This is a genomic window from Rhodococcus yunnanensis NBRC 103083, from assembly GCF_001895005.1.
In the GTDB taxonomy this organism is placed as follows: domain Bacteria; phylum Actinomycetota; class Actinomycetes; order Mycobacteriales; family Mycobacteriaceae; genus Rhodococcoides; species Rhodococcoides yunnanense.
Genome location: NZ_BCXH01000019.1, coordinates 35,862 through 52,914, shown reverse-complemented (window position 1 = coordinate 52,914; position 17,053 = coordinate 35,862). Strand labels below are relative to the sequence as shown.

Sequence of the window (17,053 nt, the reverse complement as noted above, 5' to 3'; positions counted from 1 at the left end):
TGTCGTAGAGTCGAGCGCTGCCGGGCACAGCAGTGCTCGAGTGCTTTGTCGCTGTGATCGTTCCGGGGGGAATGTCATGACTGGGGATCTCGTTCGGTCGGCCGACCGCGTCACGCGGGGATTCGACGACGCACCACGGCGAGGTTCCGATCCTTCGCCTGCAGCCATGGATCTGTGCCGCATCACGATTCTCGCGAAATCGGCTCAGGTGGACATGGCATTGCCGACGGATGTGCCACTTGCGCTGCTGCTTCCGGGAATCGTGGACCTGCTCGGTCCGCACGCAGGCCACGCCGACGAAGCCCGGCAGCCGTTCGTGCTCTCGCGACTCGGCCGATCTCCGCTACCCGGGACCCGGACGCTGGACGAGTCCGGGATACGGGACGGCGAGTTGCTGGTACTCGGTGATGCCGAATCACCCGCTCCCGCTCCGCTCTTCGACGACCTCATGTACGCGGTGGCGTCGGCCGGATCGAGCCGGAACTCACCGTGGACGTCGAGGACTGCCAGGATCGCCGGGTTCGTCGTCGGATCGATCGCCGTGGCACTCGCCTGCGCCGGTGTGCTGAGCAGCGCCCTGTCCAGCGGTGCAGACCGCGACACGACACTCGCGCTCGCAGTCGCAGCGGCGAGCGCGGGGGTACTTCTTCTGATCGCCGGGTCCGTTGCCGGCCGCATCGGATCCGATACCGCGACGGCACTCTTCATGTCCGCGTGCGCGTTACCGCTTGCCTTCACCGCCGGGGTCCTCTTCGTGCCGCTGCCTGTCGGGGCGCCACACCTCATGCTCGGCGCGGCGGCTGTCACTGCTGTCGCAATCCTGGCCATGCGACTCGGCGGGCTCGGTTCGGCATTGTTCACCGGGAGCGCGGTGACGGCGTTCGTCACGGCAGTCGCGGCGGCCACGGCGACGTTCGCCGAAATTCCAGTGCCGACGCTCGGTGCGGCCGCGACGACGATCGCACTCGCCGGACTCGCCTTCGCACCGAGGTTGGCCATGATGCAGGCCCGGCTCCCGCTACCCCCGGTCCCGACTGCGGGCGCGCCCCTCGACGATCGAGACGAGGTACAGACACATTCGTACGAAGATCTCGACACGGCGGCGGCAGTCGCCCGTAGCTATCTGACGGGGTTGGTATCCGCCGGTTCCGCCGTCGCCGCCATCGGTGCCACAACCGCGGCTCTGGCAACCGAGGACAGCGGTCGAGCGTTCTGGCCCGGCATCGCGCTCGCGCTTCTGACGGCCCTCGTACTGGCGTTGCGCGGCCGGACGTTCGCCGAACTGCACCACGCGATTCCGATGGTGTCCGCCGGTGCGATCATCGCTCTGACGTTGCTCGGCGCCGCCGTGCTGGGGAGTACAACTCGGCCGCTCACCATGTTTCTCGCCGCGATCTCGGTGACCGTCGTCGCGCTCGTGTTCGGATCCATCGTGCCGACACGGCAGTACTCGCCGGTGCTACGAAGATCGGCCGAGCTCGTCGAGTACGCCGCGATCGCGGGCATCGTACCGATCGCGTGTTGGGTGTGCGGTCTGTACTCGGCCATGCGCGCTCTGTGAGAGGTAGCAGGGCGCGCGCTGGATGTGTATACGCCAGTGTCGTTCTGGTCCTTGCCTTCTCGCTCGGTGCGGGGACGGCGCTGGCAGAGCGGCCCGTCGTCGACGCATCGCTGTTGCCCGAGCCTGCGCCGCCGATGCCTCCCGATCCGACCGAACAGCGCAACCCATGTGCCTCCGCCGCACCGGCCGTGGACGGGCCCGCGGTACCCGACGCCCAGCGCCTACTCGATTTCCAGGCCGTATGGCCGATCACGCGCGGGGTCGGACAGTTGGTCGCAGTCATCGACACCGGTGTCTCACCGCATCCGAGACTTCCGGGGCTGCGGCCAGGCGGTGACTACGTGTACACCGGAGATGGACTTTCCGATTGCGACGCACACGGCACGATCGTGGCAGGTCTCATTGCCGCGCAGACCGCACCCGGAAGCGGATTCGCCGGAGGCGCACCCGGTGCGGGCATCCTCTCGATACGGCAGTCCAGTAGTCAGTTTCAGCGTGAACGCACACCGGAGGAGGCCGACAGAATTCCGGCCGAGAACTCCTCGGGCTACGGGAACGTCATGACGATGGCCCGAGCGGTGCGAACTGCTGCCGACGCGGGGGCGACCGTCATCAACATTTCCGAGGTAGCGTGCGTTCCGAGCGCCGGTGGCATGACCGACGGCCCGCTCGGTGCCGCGATCGACTACGCCGCGCGCGTCAAGGATGTCGTCGTCGTGGCCGCAGCGGGCAATACCGGCGGAGGCGACACCGGGTGCCGAACCCAGAATCCTCTGCCCGATCCGATCGATCCAGGCGCCGATCAGTGGAATCGAATCTCGACCATCGCGACACCGGCGTGGTTCGACGAGCAGGTACTCACGGTCGGTGCGGTCGACGCCGACGGCAGACCGTCCAGTTTCACTCTGGCAGGCCCGTGGGTCGACGTCGCAGCTCCTGGCACCGCGATCACGTCACTGTCTCCTGCGGGCACCGGACTGGCCGCGGGCATCATCGACAATCAAGGAAACGTGCGACCGATCCAGGGCACGAGCTTTGCGGCGCCACTGGTGGCCGCGGTGGCCGCGCTCGTCCGGGCTCATCGGCCCGATCTGTCTGCGGCGCAGGTGATCGACCGGATCGAGGCAACAGCACATCGTCCAGCGGAAGGATGGAACCCGATGATCGGATACGGCGTCGTCGATCCGCTTGCTGCGGTGACCGCACAGGTCGACGGGTTGCCCTCCATCGACGCAGTCGAGCCTGTGCCGATCTCCGCCCCTGCGATACCACCGGCGCAGGATGTCCGACCACGGACGGCTGCGCTGACGGGGACGATCGTTCTGGTTCTCCTCCTCGCTGCCGGGCTCGGCATCTCGATACCCCTTCGATCGGTGGCTGCTCGGTCGGAGACGTTTCGGGCGAGGGCGTTTCGAGCGGAGACGTTTCGGTCGAAGACACGGGAGCAGGGCCGCACACTCTGACGTCGATCATCGGCCCCCGAGTGCGGCAGCATCGGGATCCGGTTCGATGCCGTCGTGGGCGGTCAGCGCGGCCGACCGGCTCAGAGACGGGCCGGTGCCGAGTAGCTCGACGATCGGCGATGGCGCGGGCGCCGGAGTTCCGAGGCCGAGCGCCTTCGCCGATTCCTCGTCCGGTACTCCGAAACGAACACCGGTGTCGGACACGAAGAACGACGCATCCCGGCGTGCGCTGCCGGTATCGATCCCCGTGGTTCGGACGAAGCCGCCGCTTCCCGGCGCCAGATACACATCGTCGACGGCAGGGCCACTGCCGTCGGACTGAGCGAGCCTGACCGGACGAGCCGCACCGTCGAGCGGCAACGACGTCCCGGCGGACAGAACGAGGCGGGCGCTGGGACCACCTTCCGTAGGCTCGGACGGTTCCCAGGTCAGGCAACCGACCGGCGCGAGGCGTGTGTCGATGATGGACGGCGCTACGGCGGGAAAGGTGTCGACGTCGAGTTGATTCACCGTCGGCGCGGCATGCAAGACATCGGGGTTCACCGTCTCGATCTCGGGACTTCCCTGTGAATCGGCGAACGTGATCAACTGTGCGGTCGCCTCGGAGATCGCTTGAATACCGCCCTCCAACACGACGTAGTAGTGCACGTCCACGCCCGATACCTTGACCACCGAACCGATCGGCTTGCTCGCCATGGGGTAGGCAGGAAGCTCGCCTGCACGGGCAATGATCGGCGGCACGATCGGCTGGATCACCGGAACCGAATTCACCAGCCCGACACTGACACTCGACGGCTGAACCCCGTCCAACCCGAGAGCTCTCACGACCGCGCGATCGGTGAGGTCGATACGTGCCCGAGAACCCCCGTACACCAGATAGGTGCCGTCCGAAGCGGCCCACAGGAACGCATCGCTCGCCGCGATCGGCGCGGTCCGGCCGTCGAAATCCGGCTGCCCGGCAATCACAGCAGTACTCGACACACCGCGCTCGTCGTGACTGTCGCAGACCGTCCACGGTTGCCCCGCTCCGGCCTCGTCGTGAGGCAGAGCCGACGGCGCTCCCGGAATCCCGACCAGCGAACCACGGCTGCGGCCGTCGAGTTCGGATTCCTTGACGATGGTCGGAGACTCCGGACTTCCGACGATCAGCCGGGCCGAGGCAAGGTTGAGAACGGGGTGAAACGTCTCGTCGACACGGACCAGCATCGCTCCCGAGTCCTTGCCGACCACGATCGTGGCGTCGCCGATCTTGTCCTGTGGACGCAGCAGTGCGAGCGCCGCGCATCCGGCGAGGCCGAGACACGCCACCACCATCCCGACCGACAGTGCCCGCGACTGAGAGCGCATGGGATCGTGCAGCATCCGCACATCTCTGCGCACGAGGGCATGTTCCATTCGCCTGACGAGAAAGCGGTACCCGCCCACCTGCCACTTCGTCGTCGGTGTCGCCGCCACGAGCCCCCCTGCCGTCACGGGCGGCCCGAACCCCCACGAGCCGTTCCCCGCGCGACACAGTACAGTCCCAGTCACGAGTCGGCGACACCAGTTCGACACCGTCTCGTGTGCATGCCTTCGGGGGGAGGATCGATCTGAATGACGGTACATGCGCGTCGTCGCACTGCCCGGTCGTTCGATTCTGCAGTTGCACTGCGACTTCCACGCATCGGCCGGCTGGTGTGGACCCAATCGGTAGTGGCCGCGCTGGTGGCAGCCGCCGTCGTTGCCGGGCTGCCCACCGCCGCCGTCATCTGGAGTGCCGCGGCGAGCGCACTCCTTCCATTCGTCGTCGTGGCCGGCCGCGAGGTAGTCGACTGGTTCGCCACCGCCGCGCGCTACGCGTCGCACCGCATGCCTGACATCGGAGTCACGACCGATCAGTCGTGGAGTGACGGACGATCGTTCGGCGTCCACTGGCGTCCCGGCCGCGTGACATGTGTCCTCGAACTGCAACCGGCGACCGCCGCTGTCACCACCCTCGGAAGATCCGAGGCGAACACGGACGTCGCACTCGATCTCGCGAGGCTCGCCGAGTGCCTGTCCCAGCACGACATAACGCTCAGCGGGATCGACGTCGTCGCACACGGACTGCGAACCGCATCGGGCACTCCCGCGACGGATGTCTACGAGCGACTCATCGGCCCACTTCCTGCCGTCGCCTCCCGCACGGTGTGGGTCGCGGTGTCGCTGGACCTGGCCTCGAATCGAGCTGCCATCGACGCGCGTGGCGGCGGAGGGACCGGTGCCGCACTCACGGTCGCCATCGCTACCGAGCGAGTCTCGCGGGCGCTGACCGCCGCAAGAATTACGTCACGGATGCTCACTCGACCCGAGATCACAGCCGCAACATCGCAACTGCTTCGCGGTGTTTCCACCGACCGACTCACGGAAAGTTGGACAGCAGCACCGCTTCCTGGGGTCAAGAGCGAAGGGTACGGTTTCGACTGTCGAAAAATCGACAACGCCGTCCTGACCGAACTCTGGGCTCTGCCGTCGCTGTCCACGACCGTCGTGGTGCGTCTGACACCCGGATCGGCGGTCGACCGCGTTCGGGTCTCCGGTGAGTGCCGCTTCGTCACACGCTCTACGCGCCCCGAGCCTCGGCTGCCAGGCGCCGTGTCCATGAACGGGCGACACCGCGAAGCCCTGCTCACCACTCTCCCCCTGGGCATCACTGCGCCCGGCCACTCACAGCCTGTGCGCGAACTCGACTACTCTCGCCTGTCCGAGCTCCGGCTGCCCGTGAGCGGATGCGGACAACTGCTGGGCTCGAACGCATCCGGCCACGGAGTGGCCATGCGCGTGCACGGACGCGACATCGGCACCGTGCTCGTCGCCGGTGAGCTCTATCTGGCTCAGCAGTTGGTGTTCCGAGCGGTCGCCACCGGCGCACGTGTGCTGGTGCGCACCGACCGCCCACATGCATGGGGCCCACTGGCCGATTCGGTGGCCACTCCCGATCGTCTGCATCTCGACGGTGGTCCGCTTCGCGCCGAAGCGCGTTTCGACATGATCGTCGAGGACTTCGCCGACGCATCGTTCACCGCACCTCGACAACGAACAGATCGCACCACGACTCTGCTCCTCACCGAACACCTTCCACGGACACCGATGCCCGATCCAGACCTCACTCTCGTCCAGCCGGGAGCCGCAGGCGACCGACTGTTAGTACGCGCGGGAGCACACGAAACTTCTGTGGTCCTGGTGACCATCTCGCAGGAGACCGCGTTCATCGGCCGCCCACGTAGCGTCCGAGTACCGACAGCGGCCGGTCAACCCGGATAGTGCTCGATCGCACTGTTGCGCGCCGACAGTGCAGCCCACCAGTGAAGTTGACCCAGCATCCGCATGCTCGCATCCGTGGCCGCCGGGTCCGTCGTCTCACCCAGATCGTCGAATGCTTTTCTGGCGCGGTGGAATCCGACACTGTCGCGCACGGACACCATATGCAGTTCGGCTACCACCTGGCGCAACTGTTCCGTCGCACGCAGGCCACCGGACAGCCCGCCGTAGGAAACGAATCCGATGGGTTTACCGCGCCACTCGTACTTGACACTGTCCAACGCGGTCTTCAGGGAAGCCGGATACCCGTGGTTGTACTCGGGAGTCACAGCGACGATCGCGTCGGCAGCGCCGATCGCCGACGCGAATGCCTCTCCGGCCGGTGACGGAGTCAGATCGGCAGGCAAGTCGAAATCGAGCAGATCGAGCGTCGTCGCCGAGAAACCACCTCGAGCGGCAACCCGATCGAGGAACCAGTCGGCGACGACCGGACCGAGCCGACCTGGCCGCACACTCGCCACGATCACTGCCAGATTCAGCGGTTCGCTGATTCGGTCCGATTCACTGGTCACGCCGGCCAGCGTATCGGGTCGTGCCGCTGTTGCTCGACTTCCTGGCGCGGTATGCAGCCACATGTTCGCGGTTGCCACAGTTGCCCGTGTCGCAGTAGAGCTTCGATTTGTTCTTCGTCAGATCGACGAGCACTGCGTCACACTCGGCGGACACACAGCGTCGGAGCCGATCGATGTCACCGGAACGAATCAAGTCCAGGATTGCCATCGCGGCCTCGGCACCCATTCTGTCGGCAAGAGCGTCGGCATCGCTACTCATGTGCAGATGCCATCCGACGTCGCCGTGTCGCGCAAGCTGCGGCCGCGCGTGCGTCGCGAGCAACATCGCGTTCACGAGGCGAGCTGCGTCGTCCACATCGGATGCGTCCCACACCTGGCCCAATGCCTGCCTCAGCGATCGAACGGCGTCGAGCTCGGCGTCCGATCCGTCGCGACGGCCGGTCCATCCGTGCACGAGGAAGAACTCCCCGAGGGCCGAGACATCACCCAGAAGCTCGATGCCACCGCGCCCGGTGTTCACCAGTGCGGCGGCCGCGACGAGAGCCTCGCGGCTGTCAGGTGCTAAGTGCATTGTCACTCCTGAGCGAATTCCGATATCGTCACGAGCATAACTACGTTTGGATCATGACAGGAGAAACCGATGCGATCCGGAGTGCTGTTCGCGCTGATCTCGGCCGCCACTTTCGGCGTATCGGGGCCGTTCGCCAAGTCCCTGATCGAAGCAGGCTGGTCACCGACCGCGGCTGCTTTCGCACGGATCACCGGAGGCGCGCTCGTCATGATCGCCATCGCCGCACTCACGCAACGCACTCGCATCCGAAGTGCACTGCGAGCCCGGCGCACCGGCGCGGTGCGGAGCATCGCCGTCTACGGCGTGGTGGCGATCGCAGGCGTCCAGGTCTGCTTCTTCAATGCGGTCCAGCACCTGTCCGTCGGTATCGCGCTTCTGCTCGAATACCTCGCGCTCGTGCTCGTCGTCGGCTGGATGTGGCTCGCGCGAAGCACCCCGCCCTCGGCACTGACCGCCTCGGGCGGCGCACTCGCTCTCGTCGGTGCCGTCGGTGTTCTGGATCTCTTCGGCACCACGCGCGTCAGCTGGATCGGAGTCGCCTGGGCCCTCGCCGCTGCAGTCTGCCTTGCCGTCTACTTCGTCGTCTCGGAGAACACCAGTGAACATCTGAGCCCGGTTCTGCTCGCAGCGGGCGGGCTCACCGTCGCCGCCGTCTTGATCGCTGTGCTCGGGGCGATCGGGATCGTCCCACTCGTCTTCACCGATTCCCCCGCTGTCATGGCAGGAGCAACCGTTCCGGCGATCACCGCCGTCGCCGTTCTCGTACTCGTCAGCACAGTCGCGGCCTACCTGACGGGCATCGGCGCGATCAGCCGACTCGGTCCCACCCTCGGATCGATCGTATCGCTCATGGAGGTGCTCTTCGCCGTGATCGCGGCCTGGCTTCTGCTGGGCGAATCGGTCAGCGCCGTCCAATACCTCGGTGGCGCAGGCATTCTGGCCGGCCTCGTACTTGCACGCGTCGGGCAACGTACTTCGGCGCCGCACCCGGACGGTTCTCCTCAGCAGCAACCACCCGAGGCCGACGGGATGTCCCCTCGCACCTCCCGCGTCGCCTGATTGCGGGCCGCGAGCTCGTCCTGCCCCGGGTAATCCACGGCTACCAACGCCAGCCCGTGTGCGGGCGCGACCGTGACAGAGCTCGAACGGGCACGCGCATCGAGCAGTGCCGCGGTCCACTCGGGACTGCGACGCCCTTCCCCCACTGCCTGCATGGCACCGACCAGGCTTCGAACCATGGACCAGCAGAAGGCGTCGGCGCTGACGTAGGCGGTGACGCGGTCGCGGACGCGCTCCCAGTCGAAACGCTGCAGCTCGCGTACCGTCGTCGCGCCGTCCCGGCGTTTGCAGAACGCCGCGAAGTCGTGCAACCCGAGCAGCCGTGACGAGGCATCGCGCATCGCGTCCAGATCGATCACCCGCGGCCACGACACGACGCCCCGCACGTCGAGCGGATCGACGCCGTACCGCGCGGTGCTGAACCGGTATTCGTAGTGCCTGCGCAACGCCGAGAATCGGGCGTCGAAGTCGCTCGACACCGCAGTCACGGCGGTGACGCGAACATCGGTCGGAAGGAATCGGGCCATCCGCCTGACCAACCGATCGGGTTCGTCGATTCCGCCGTGGACGTCGAAATGCGCAACCTGCCCCGTGGCATGGACCCCGGCGTCCGTTCGCCCGGCGACGGTCAGCTCGATCTGTTGACGTAGCACCGTGGAAAATGCTTCCTCCAGCACACCGCACACCGTGCGAAGTCCCGGTTGACGAGCCCACCCGGAGAAATCGGTGCCATCGTAGGAAATGTCCAGCCGGATTCTGTTGCTCACCGAAAAAGCGGACCCACCATCCCCTGTGGGAATGGTGGGTCCGCTTCGGTCTGTCGAAGACGTCAAGAGGAACTAGTCCTTCTTGGCTTCTTCTGCCTCGGGCGCATCCGCAGCAGTTGCGGACTCGTCCTCGATCGCGTCGACGACTGCCTCGGCGTTCTCTACTTCGGCCTCGGTCGCGTCGGCTTCGACAGCCTCGACGACGTTGTCCTCTGCGGCGGGAGCAGCCTGCGAAGCCTTCACGCGACGAGCGCGATCTGCTTCGTTGGACACCGTCTGCTCGTTGACGAGCTCGATGATGGCCATCGGCGAGTTGTCACCCTTGCGGGGGACGGTCTTGATGATGCGTGTGTAGCCACCGTCGCGATCGGCGAAGAAAGGCCCGATCTCGGCGAAGAGCTTGTGCACGACATCTTTGTTGTTGATCGTCTTGAGTACCTCACGACGATGAGCCAGATCACCCTTTTTGGCATGGGTGACGAGCTTCTCGGCGTGGGGACGAAGGCGCTTGGCCTTCGACTCGGTCGTGGTGATGCGGCCGTGCTCGAAGAGTGCCGTCGCCAGGTTGGCCAGGATGGCCTTCTGGTGCGACGCCGACCCGCCGAGACGGCGGCCCTTGGTGGGCTTGGGCATGATGAATCTCCTAGTAAGAGCTCCAGCGAGCTGATTACAGCTGTTCTGTCTCGGCGTAGTCCTGCTCGGTGCCTTCGCTGTCTGCGAAAGAACCGGCGTCGGTGTCGCTCCACGTTCCCGTGGTGGCGTCGTATCCCGGCACGGTGGTCGGATCGAAGGACGCGGGGCTGTCCTTGAGCGAGAGGCCGAGCGAATGCAGCTTGACCTTCACCTCGTCGATGGACTTCTGTCCGAAGTTACGGATGTCCAGCAGATCGGACTCGGTACGACCAACCAGCTCGCCGACGGTGTGAACACCCTCGCGCTTGAGGCAGTTGTAGGAACGGACCGTCAGGTCCAGATCCTCGATGGGGAGTCCGAAGGATGCGATGTGATCGGCCTCGGCGGGCGAGGGTCCGATCTCGATTCCTTCTGCTTCGACGTTCAGCTCACGGGCGAGGCCGAAGAGCTCAACCAGGGTCTTGCCCGCCGAAGCGAGCGCGTCCCGCGCGGTGATGGAATTCTTGGTCTCCACGTCGAGAACGAGCCGATCGAAGTCGGTGCGCTGTTCGACGCGGGTGGCCTCCACCTTGTAGGTGACCTTGAGCACCGGCGAGTAGATCGAGTCGACCGGAATCCGGCCGATCTCTGCGCCGGAAGCCTTGTTCTGGACGGCGGGGACATAGCCGCGACCGCGCTCTACGACGAGCTCGATCTCCAACTTGCCCTTGTCGTTCAAGGTCGCGATGTGCAGATCCGGGTTGTTGACCGTGACGCCGGCCGGGGGAACGATGTCGCCTGCAGTGACAGTGCCTGGGCCCTGTTTGCGGACGTACATGGTGACCGGCTCGTCCTCTTCGGAGCTCACGACGAGGCCCTTGAGGTTCAGGATGATGTCGGTGACATCTTCCTTGACTCCGGGGACGGTGGTGAACTCGTGAAGAACGCCGTCGATACGGATGCTGGTGACAGCAGCGCCGGGGATCGACGACAGCAGGGTACGGCGGAGCGAGTTGCCGAGGGTGTAACCGAAGCCAGGCTCGAGCGGCTCGATGACGAATTTCGAGCGGTTGTCGGCGATGACCTCTTCGGTCAACGTCGGGCGCTGTGAGATGAGCATGTTGTTTTCCTCCTGTACGGACGTCCGCTATTTGACGTCCACGTGTGGAGGCGAGTGCGCATGTGAGGTCCGATGTGGAACTCACATGCGCTCTGCGCCTTACTTCGAGTAGTACTCGACGATGAGCTGCTCCTGGAGTGGCACATCGATCTGTGCGCGCTCCGGTACCCGGTGAACGAGGATCCGCAGACGACCCGGGACGACCTGAAGCCATGCGGCAACGGGACGATCGCCGTAGCTCTCGCGCGCGATCTGGATCGGAAGCGTCTGAGCGGACTTCTCGCGGACATCGATGATGTCGTACTGCGAGACGCGGTAGCTGGGGATGTCCACTCGCTTGTTGTTCACGAGGAAGTGGCCGTGTGTGACCAGCTGACGTGCCTGACGACGCGTGCGTGCCAGTCCGGCACGGTAGACCACGTTGTCGAGACGAGTCTCGAGGATCGTCAACAGGTTCTCACCGGTCTTGCCGGGGCGGCTGTTGGCTTCCTTGTAGTACAGACGGAACTGCTTCTCCATGACGCCGTAGGTGAAGCGAGCCTTCTGCTTCTCCTGAAGCTGGAGCAGGTACTCGCTCTCCTTGATCCGCGCGCGGCCGTGCTGGCCGGGCGGGTAGGGACGACGCTCGAACGCCTGGTCTCCTCCGACGAGGTCGACGCGCAGACGACGCGACTTGCGGGTGATAGGACCGGTATAACGTGCCATTTTCTAAACCTTTCCTTCCCGCTAGACCCGACGCCGCTTCGGCGGACGGCAACCGTTGTGCGGCTGGGGGGTGACATCGGAGATGGTGCCGACCTCGAGGCCAGCAGCCTGAAGCGAGCGAATAGCGGTCTCACGGCCGGAGCCGGGACCCTTGACGAAGACGTCGACCTTCTTGACGCCGTGCTCCTGCGCCTTGCGAGCAGCGCTTTCTGCTGCAAGCTGTGCGGCGAACGGAGTCGACTTACGCGAGCCCTTGAAGCCAACGTGGCCCGAGGACGCCCAGGAGATGACGTTGCCTGCGGGGTCGGTGATCGACACGATCGTGTTGTTGAACGTGCTCTTGATGTGCGCAGATCCGTGCGGGACGTTCTTCTTGTCCCTGCGACGCGTCTTCTGCGCCTTCTTCGGACCGGTACCGCGTGCTTTAGGGGGCATTACTTCGCCTTCTTCTTGCCGGCAATGGTGCGCTTCGGGCCCTTACGGGTGCGCGCATTGGTCTTGGTTCGCTGTCCACGGACGGGCAAACCACGACGGTGGCGAAGGCCCTGGTAGCAACCGATTTCGATCTTGCGACGGATGTCGGCCTGAACCTCGCGGCGCAGGTCGCCCTCGACCTTGAGGGACTCCTCGATGTACTCGCGAAGCTTCGTCAGATCTTCGTCGGACAGATCCTTGCTGCGCAGATCCGGGCTGACGCCGGTTGCGACGAGGATTTCCTTGGAGCGGGTACGGCCGACGCCGTAGATGTAAGTCAGTGCGATCTCCATGCGCTTTTCGCGCGGGAGATCCACACCTGCGAGACGTGCCATGTGGCATTCCTATTCATGTGCGGAGGTCTGCTCCCAGTCCGTCCCCTGTGCCTCTGTACTGCTGGAAACGTTCGCGTGAACGAAGTTTCCTAAAACTCAGTGGGGCCCCGGCCTCCGTGCCGGGGGTGTGCCACGACGCGTATGTCGTGGTTGGTGCTGGGAGGTCTTCTTCTAGCTATGTGCCAAGCAGAACTGCGATTGCTCGGTGGTTATCCCTGACGCTGCTTGTGACGCAGGTTGTCGCAGATGACCATGACTCGCCCGTTACGACGAATCACCTTGCACTTCTCGCAGATCTTCTTGACGCTCGGCTGAACCTTCACGTCGTTGATCTCCTGTGTGTAGCTCGCCCGTGCCGACCTTCGTTCTGACGCGAATGTCGGCACTTCACGAGCATGGTTCTCTCCGACCGGACGTGGCCGGAGAAGCTCTTACTTGTAGCGGTAAACGATGCGCCCACGCGTGAGGTCGTACGGAGAGAGCTCCACTACGACGCGATCCTCGGGGAGGATACGAATGTAGTGCTGGCGCATCTTTCCACTGATGTGTGCGAGTACCTTGTGTCCGTTCTCCAGCTCAATGCGAAACATCGCATTGGGCAGGGGCTCGACAACCCGGCCCTCGACCTCGATGGCACCGTCTTTCTTAGCCATATCCTCCGCGTCCCTGGCTTAACACCTGGTTGATTGCATCTGTTTTGCGTTACCGTGATGCGCACTGGCCACCGACCAGAAGTCAGCGAAGTCACCGGATGAACGAGGACCGGCTTGCGCAGGCATGCGAACAACCGGCACGCATAGCGCACCGTCGACCTATGTTACCGGCAAAGTCTCACCAGGCCAAATACGCCCTGAGCACTGATGGCACACTACGAACATGCGCGCACTGGTTCAGCGAGTGATTTCGGCATCGGTCCAGGTCGAGGGCACCGTAATCGGCTCACTCGACCTCAGCGTCGGCCAGCAGGGACTCGTGGTACTCGTGGGTGTGACGCATACCGACACTCTCGAACACAGCATCGCTCTTGCCGACAAGGTGTGGAACATGCGGATACTCGACGACGAGAAATCGGCCTCCGACGTCGGCGCTCCCCTGCTGGTGATCAGTCAGTTCACGCTGTACGCCAACACCGCGAAGGGGAGGCGTCCGTCGTGGAATCAGGCGGCCCCGGGTTCGGCTGCCGAACCACTCGTCGACGGCGTCGTCGACCGCCTTCGTATCCTCGGCGCCACCGTTGACACCGGCCGATTCGGCGCACACATGCACCTGGCCCTCGTGGGCGACGGGCCGGTAACCGTATCGCTGGAGTTGTGAACCCGCGCTCCACGGAGCGAATGTCACCTTTGCTCACCCCGGGGGGAGCGAATGTCACCTTTGCTCACCCCGGGGGGAGCGAATGTCACCTTTGCTCACCCCGGGGGGAGCGAATGTCACATTCAGTCACCCCGGAGTGCGCGAAGGCGACATCCAGTCACTCAGAGTGAGCGAGGGCGACATCCAGTCACCCCGGCGTGAGCGAATGTCACATTCAGTCACCCCGAAGTGCGCGAAGGCGACATCCAGTCACTCAGAGTGAGCGAAGGCGACATTCGATCACCCTGCAGTGAGCGAAGGCGACATTCGGTCACATTGGACTGAGCGAAGGCGACATCCAGTCACCACAGTGCCGCGAACGCACTACCGCGGACGCAGTGTCAGGATTCGTGGACCGTCCTCGGTGACGGCGACGGTGTGTTCCCAGTGCGCCGAGCGCGATCCGTCGGTCGTGACGACGGTCCAGTCGTCGTCGAGGACCTCGGTCTCGTACGTTCCGAGAGTCAGCATCGGTTCGATAGCGAGGGTGGACCCGACGACGAGTTCCGGACCCTTACCCGGAGCGCCTTCGTTCGCGAGGAATGGTTCCATGTGCATCTCGCGGCCGATTCCGTGTCCGCCGTAGCCGTCGACGATGCCGTACTTGCGACCGTGCGCCTTCTCGGCGGCATGCGTCCCGTTCTCGATCGCGTGCGAGACGTCGGTCAGCCGGTTGCCTGCGATCATCGCCGCGATACCTGCCTCCATCGACAGCCGCGTCGCTTCGCTCAGTAGCGCGTCGGCCTCGATGATGTCACCGACGCCGAAGGTCCACGCCGAGTCGCCGTGCCACCCTTCGAGGATTGCGCCGCAGTCGATGGAGATGAGATCGCCCACCACCAGAATGTCTGTCGCAGAGGGGATTCCGTGGACCACACGGTCGTTCACGGAGGAGCAGATGCTCCCCGTGAATCCGTGGTAGCCGAGGAAGGACGGGACCGCGCCTGCATCCCGGATCACCGCCTCGGCCACGCGGTCCAGTTCGAGAGTGGATACACCTGGTTTGGCCGCGTCGCGCACAGCGACCAGAGCGGCCCCGACGACAGCACCGGCAGCAGCCATGGCATCGAGCTCACCGGAGCTGCGGAACGGCACTACTTTGCGCTTGCGACCGAAACCCATTACTTGTCGAGACCCTCGATCGCTTCGAGCGCGCGAGCACTGACTTCCTCGACCTCACCGATTGCATCTACGGTGACGATCTTGTCGGAGTAGTAATCGAGCAGAGGTGCAGTTTCGTCTCGGTAGACCTTGAGACGGTTGCGAATGACATCTTCCTTGTCGTCCGCGCGTCCACGGGAGAGCATCCGCTCGACGACGATGTCCTCGTCCACGATGAAGGAGAGGACGGCATCCAGCTTGGCACCGAGGTCATCGAGAATCCCCACAAGCGATTCGGCCTGGCCGACCGAGCGCGGGAATCCGTCGAGGAGGAAACCGTTGACTGCGTCGGGCTCGGCGAGCCGGCTGCGGACCATGTCCACGGTCAGCTCGCTCGGTACCAGGTCGCCTGCGTCGAGGTACTTCTTCGCCTCGATGCCGAGCGGGGTCTTCTCGCCGATGTTCGCGCGGAACAGATCACCGGTGGAGATGTGGGGAACGCCCAGTTTCTCCGACAGGATCGTCGCTTGGGTGCCCTTACCGGCACCGGGAGGACCAAGAAGAACAAGTCTCACTTGAGGAACCCTTCGTAGTTGCGCTGCATCAGCTGGCTTTCGATCTGCTTGACGGTATCGAGGCCGACGCTGACCATGATCAGCACGGCGGTGCCACCGAACGGCAGATTCTGCGCGCCACCGGAGCTACCGATATCGAGGAACAGGTTGGGCAGCACGGCGATGGTGCCCAGATAGATCGCGCCCGGCAAGGTGATGCGGCTGAGCACGTAATTCAGATAATCGGCGGTCGGCCTGCCCGGTCGAATGCCGGGAATGAACCCACCGAACTTCTTCATCTCGTCGGCGCGTTCCTCCGGATTGAAGGTGATGGCGACGTAGAAGTAAGTGAAGAAGACGATGAGGCCGAAGTAGATGGCGATGTAGACCGGGTTCGCCGGATTCACCAGATACTCGTTGATGATTCGCTGCCACCAGCTCGGATCCGTCGCGGTACTCGCGGATGTGAGCTGGGCGATCAAGTTCGGGAGATAGAGGAGAGAAGACGCGAAGATCACCGGGATGACGCCCGCCTGGTTGACCTTCAGCGGAAGGTACGTCGAAGAGCCGCCGTACATCTTTCGACCCACCATGCGCTTGGCGTACTGGACGGGGATTCGACGCTGGCCCTGCTCGACGAACACGACACCGGCGATGATCAGGAACGCGGCCACACACACGAGACCGAAGACCAATCCTCCGCGGCTGTCGAGGATCGACTTGCCCTCGGACGGAATACGAGAGGCGATGCCCGCGAAGATCAGCAGTGACATGCCGTTGCCGACGCCGCGTTCGGTGATGACCTCACCGAACCACATGACGACGGCTGCACCTGCGGTCATGACGAGCACGATGATGACCAAACCGAAGATCGACTGGTCGGCGATGATGTCCTGCTGGCATCCCTGCAACAGCTGACCACGCGAAGCGAGCGCCACCAGGCCTGTCGCCTGCAGGATTGCCAAGGCGATCGACAGGTACCGGGTGTACTGCGTCATCTTCGCCTGGCCCGACTGGCCCTCCTTGCGGAGTTCCTCGAACTTGGGAATGACGACGGTCAGCAGCTGCACGATAATGCTGGCCGTGATGTACGGCATGATGCCGATCGCGAACACGGATAGCTGTAGCAGTGCGCCACCGGAGAACAGGTTGATCAGCGAGTAGATCCCGGCCTGGTCGCCACCGGAGACCTGATCGATGCACGCCCTGACATTGGCGTAATCCACACCGGGAGATGGGAGCGTAGCGCCGAAGCGGTACAAGGCCACCAGCCCGAGGGTGAAAAGGATCTTCCGTCTCAGGTCAGGAGTCCTGAGGGCCGACACGAAGGCGGAAAGCAAAGATCCTCCTGGCACGACTGCGTTGGCATCGAAGTGTTCGTCGAACCCGTGAGGCTCGGCCGACACTCGATCATGGACTGCGGACGACATGGATCGCCCACATGAAAAGCAATGTTCCGAACTCTAGAACTCTAACAGTGCGTAACAAACCGGCTGTCGGTCAGTCGTCGGACTGCCCGATTGGTCG

19 protein-coding genes are annotated in these 17,053 nt (G+C 64.4%); 5 read left to right on the top strand and 14 right to left on the bottom strand.

Going from position 1 to position 17,053, the window contains the following annotated elements:
- The first annotated feature begins 76 nt into the window (after positions 1–76).
- Positions 77–1,561 (top strand): type VII secretion integral membrane protein EccD, encoded by a 1,485-nt coding sequence (gene eccD, locus RY1_RS24165; protein ID WP_072806595.1) that lies wholly within the window; start codon positions 77–79, stop codon positions 1,559–1,561.
- Positions 1,558–3,024 carry a type VII secretion-associated serine protease mycosin gene (gene mycP / locus RY1_RS24160; RefSeq protein WP_245819918.1) on the top strand — a complete coding sequence of 489 codons (1,467 nt, stop codon included), beginning with the start codon at positions 1,558–1,560 and terminating at the stop codon, positions 3,022–3,024. The genes eccD and mycP overlap by 4 nt, the downstream gene beginning before the upstream one ends.
- Positions 3,025–3,030: 6 nt before the next feature.
- On the opposite strand, the gene eccB is transcribed toward mycP, so the two are convergent.
- A complete protein-coding gene (gene eccB / locus RY1_RS24155) occupies positions 3,031–4,479 on the bottom strand; it encodes a type VII secretion protein EccB (RefSeq protein ID WP_072806593.1) in 1,449 nt (482 codons plus the stop codon).
- A 138-nt stretch (positions 4,480–4,617) separates the two neighbouring features.
- Here eccB and eccE point away from each other — a divergent pair, with 138 nt between their 5' ends.
- Entirely contained in the window at positions 4,618–6,306 is a 1,689-nt protein-coding gene (gene eccE, locus RY1_RS24150) for a type VII secretion protein EccE (RefSeq protein WP_072806592.1), read from the top strand.
- Here eccE and RY1_RS24145 read toward each other — a convergent pair.
- Together RY1_RS24145 and RY1_RS24140 are read right to left on the bottom strand one after the other, a co-directional pair.
- Entirely contained in the window at positions 6,294–6,875 is a 582-nt protein-coding gene (locus RY1_RS24145) for an NADPH-dependent FMN reductase (protein WP_245819917.1), read from the bottom strand. The genes eccE and RY1_RS24145 overlap by 13 nt on opposite strands.
- Positions 6,865–7,446, bottom strand: coding sequence for a CGNR zinc finger domain-containing protein (locus tag RY1_RS24140; protein WP_072806591.1), 582 nt, complete (start codon positions 7,444–7,446; stop codon positions 6,865–6,867). Before RY1_RS24140 ends, RY1_RS24145 begins: the two co-directional genes overlap by 11 nt.
- 69 nt (positions 7,447–7,515) lie before the next feature.
- Between RY1_RS24140 and RY1_RS24135 the strand changes: the two genes are divergently transcribed.
- The gene (locus RY1_RS24135; protein WP_072806590.1) at positions 7,516–8,505 is read left to right on the top strand and encodes an EamA family transporter; all 990 of its coding nucleotides are present in this window, start codon (positions 7,516–7,518) and stop codon (positions 8,503–8,505) included.
- On the opposite strand, the gene truA is transcribed toward RY1_RS24135, so the two are convergent.
- From truA to infA, 8 genes are all read right to left on the bottom strand, one after another.
- Positions 8,448–9,305, bottom strand: coding sequence for a tRNA pseudouridine(38-40) synthase TruA (gene truA / locus RY1_RS24130; RefSeq protein WP_245819926.1), 858 nt, complete (start codon positions 9,303–9,305; stop codon positions 8,448–8,450). The genes RY1_RS24135 and truA overlap by 58 nt on opposite strands.
- A 39-nt stretch (positions 9,306–9,344) precedes the next feature.
- The gene (gene rplQ, locus RY1_RS24125) at positions 9,345–9,905 is read right to left on the bottom strand and encodes a 50S ribosomal protein L17 (protein ID WP_072806588.1); all 561 of its coding nucleotides are present in this window, start codon (positions 9,903–9,905) and stop codon (positions 9,345–9,347) included.
- A 34-nt stretch (positions 9,906–9,939) separates the two neighbouring features.
- Entirely contained in the window at positions 9,940–11,004 is a 1,065-nt protein-coding gene (locus RY1_RS24120) for a DNA-directed RNA polymerase subunit alpha (protein ID WP_072806587.1), read from the bottom strand.
- Between the two features lie 99 nt (positions 11,005–11,103).
- Positions 11,104–11,709, bottom strand: a complete 606-nt coding sequence (gene rpsD, locus RY1_RS24115) for a 30S ribosomal protein S4 (RefSeq protein ID WP_072806586.1) — start codon at positions 11,707–11,709, stop codon at positions 11,104–11,106.
- Positions 11,710–11,730: 21 nt separating this feature from the next.
- Positions 11,731–12,144, bottom strand: a complete 414-nt coding sequence (gene rpsK, locus RY1_RS24110; RefSeq protein ID WP_008718225.1) for a 30S ribosomal protein S11 — start codon at positions 12,142–12,144, stop codon at positions 11,731–11,733.
- Positions 12,144–12,518, bottom strand: coding sequence for a 30S ribosomal protein S13 (rpsM, locus tag RY1_RS24105; RefSeq protein ID WP_072806585.1), 375 nt, complete (start codon positions 12,516–12,518; stop codon positions 12,144–12,146). Before rpsM ends, rpsK begins: the two co-directional genes overlap by 1 nt.
- Positions 12,519–12,727: 209 nt before the next feature.
- Positions 12,728–12,841 carry a 50S ribosomal protein L36 gene (gene rpmJ / locus RY1_RS24100; protein ID WP_025347279.1) on the bottom strand — a complete coding sequence of 38 codons (114 nt, stop codon included), beginning with the start codon at positions 12,839–12,841 and terminating at the stop codon, positions 12,728–12,730.
- Between the two features lie 108 nt (positions 12,842–12,949).
- Positions 12,950–13,171 (bottom strand): translation initiation factor IF-1, encoded by a 222-nt coding sequence (infA, locus tag RY1_RS24095; RefSeq protein ID WP_005140011.1) that lies wholly within the window; start codon positions 13,169–13,171, stop codon positions 12,950–12,952.
- Between the two features lie 223 nt (positions 13,172–13,394).
- Here infA and dtd point away from each other — a divergent pair, with 223 nt between their 5' ends.
- On the top strand, positions 13,395–13,832 hold the full coding sequence (gene dtd, locus RY1_RS24090) for a D-aminoacyl-tRNA deacylase (protein WP_072806584.1): 438 nt from the start codon (positions 13,395–13,397) through the stop codon (positions 13,830–13,832).
- A gap of 363 nt (positions 13,833–14,195) precedes the next feature.
- Here dtd and map read toward each other — a convergent pair whose 3' ends face one another.
- From map to secY, 3 genes are read right to left on the bottom strand one after another with little or no spacing between them, the layout of a single operon-like run.
- Positions 14,196–14,993, bottom strand: coding sequence for a type I methionyl aminopeptidase (gene map / locus RY1_RS24085; protein WP_072806583.1), 798 nt, complete (start codon positions 14,991–14,993; stop codon positions 14,196–14,198).
- A complete protein-coding gene (locus tag RY1_RS24080) occupies positions 14,993–15,547 on the bottom strand; it encodes an adenylate kinase (RefSeq protein WP_072806582.1) in 555 nt (184 codons plus the stop codon). The genes map and RY1_RS24080 overlap by 1 nt, the downstream gene beginning before the upstream one ends.
- Positions 15,544–16,866, bottom strand: a complete 1,323-nt coding sequence (secY, locus tag RY1_RS24075; RefSeq protein WP_072806647.1) for a preprotein translocase subunit SecY — start codon at positions 16,864–16,866, stop codon at positions 15,544–15,546. The genes RY1_RS24080 and secY overlap by 4 nt, the downstream gene beginning before the upstream one ends.
- Positions 16,867–17,053: the final 187 nt, after the last annotated feature.

Coding starts and splice junctions, on each gene's coding strand:
- rplQ (WP_072806588.1), bottom strand. CDS start 9,905: ATGCCCAAGCCCACCAAGGGCCGCCGTCTCGGCGGGTCGGCGTCGCAC.
- eccE (WP_072806592.1), top strand. CDS start 4,618: ATGACGGTACATGCGCGTCGTCGCACTGCCCGGTCGTTCGATTCTGCA.
- rpsK (WP_008718225.1), bottom strand. CDS start 12,144: ATGCCCCCTAAAGCACGCGGTACCGGTCCGAAGAAGGCGCAGAAGACG.
- RY1_RS24140 (WP_072806591.1), bottom strand. CDS start 7,446: ATGCACTTAGCACCTGACAGCCGCGAGGCTCTCGTCGCGGCCGCCGCA.
- RY1_RS24120 (WP_072806587.1), bottom strand. CDS start 11,004: ATGCTCATCTCACAGCGCCCGACGTTGACCGAAGAGGTCATCGCCGAC.
- dtd (WP_072806584.1), top strand. CDS start 13,395: ATGCGCGCACTGGTTCAGCGAGTGATTTCGGCATCGGTCCAGGTCGAG.
- eccD (WP_072806595.1), top strand. CDS start 77: ATGACTGGGGATCTCGTTCGGTCGGCCGACCGCGTCACGCGGGGATTC.
- map (WP_072806583.1), bottom strand. CDS start 14,993: ATGGGTTTCGGTCGCAAGCGCAAAGTAGTGCCGTTCCGCAGCTCCGGT.
- rpsD (WP_072806586.1), bottom strand. CDS start 11,709: ATGGCACGTTATACCGGTCCTATCACCCGCAAGTCGCGTCGTCTGCGC.
- infA (WP_005140011.1), bottom strand. CDS start 13,171: ATGGCTAAGAAAGACGGTGCCATCGAGGTCGAGGGCCGGGTTGTCGAG.
- RY1_RS24135 (WP_072806590.1), top strand. CDS start 7,516: ATGCGATCCGGAGTGCTGTTCGCGCTGATCTCGGCCGCCACTTTCGGC.
- rpsM (WP_072806585.1), bottom strand. CDS start 12,518: ATGGCACGTCTCGCAGGTGTGGATCTCCCGCGCGAAAAGCGCATGGAG.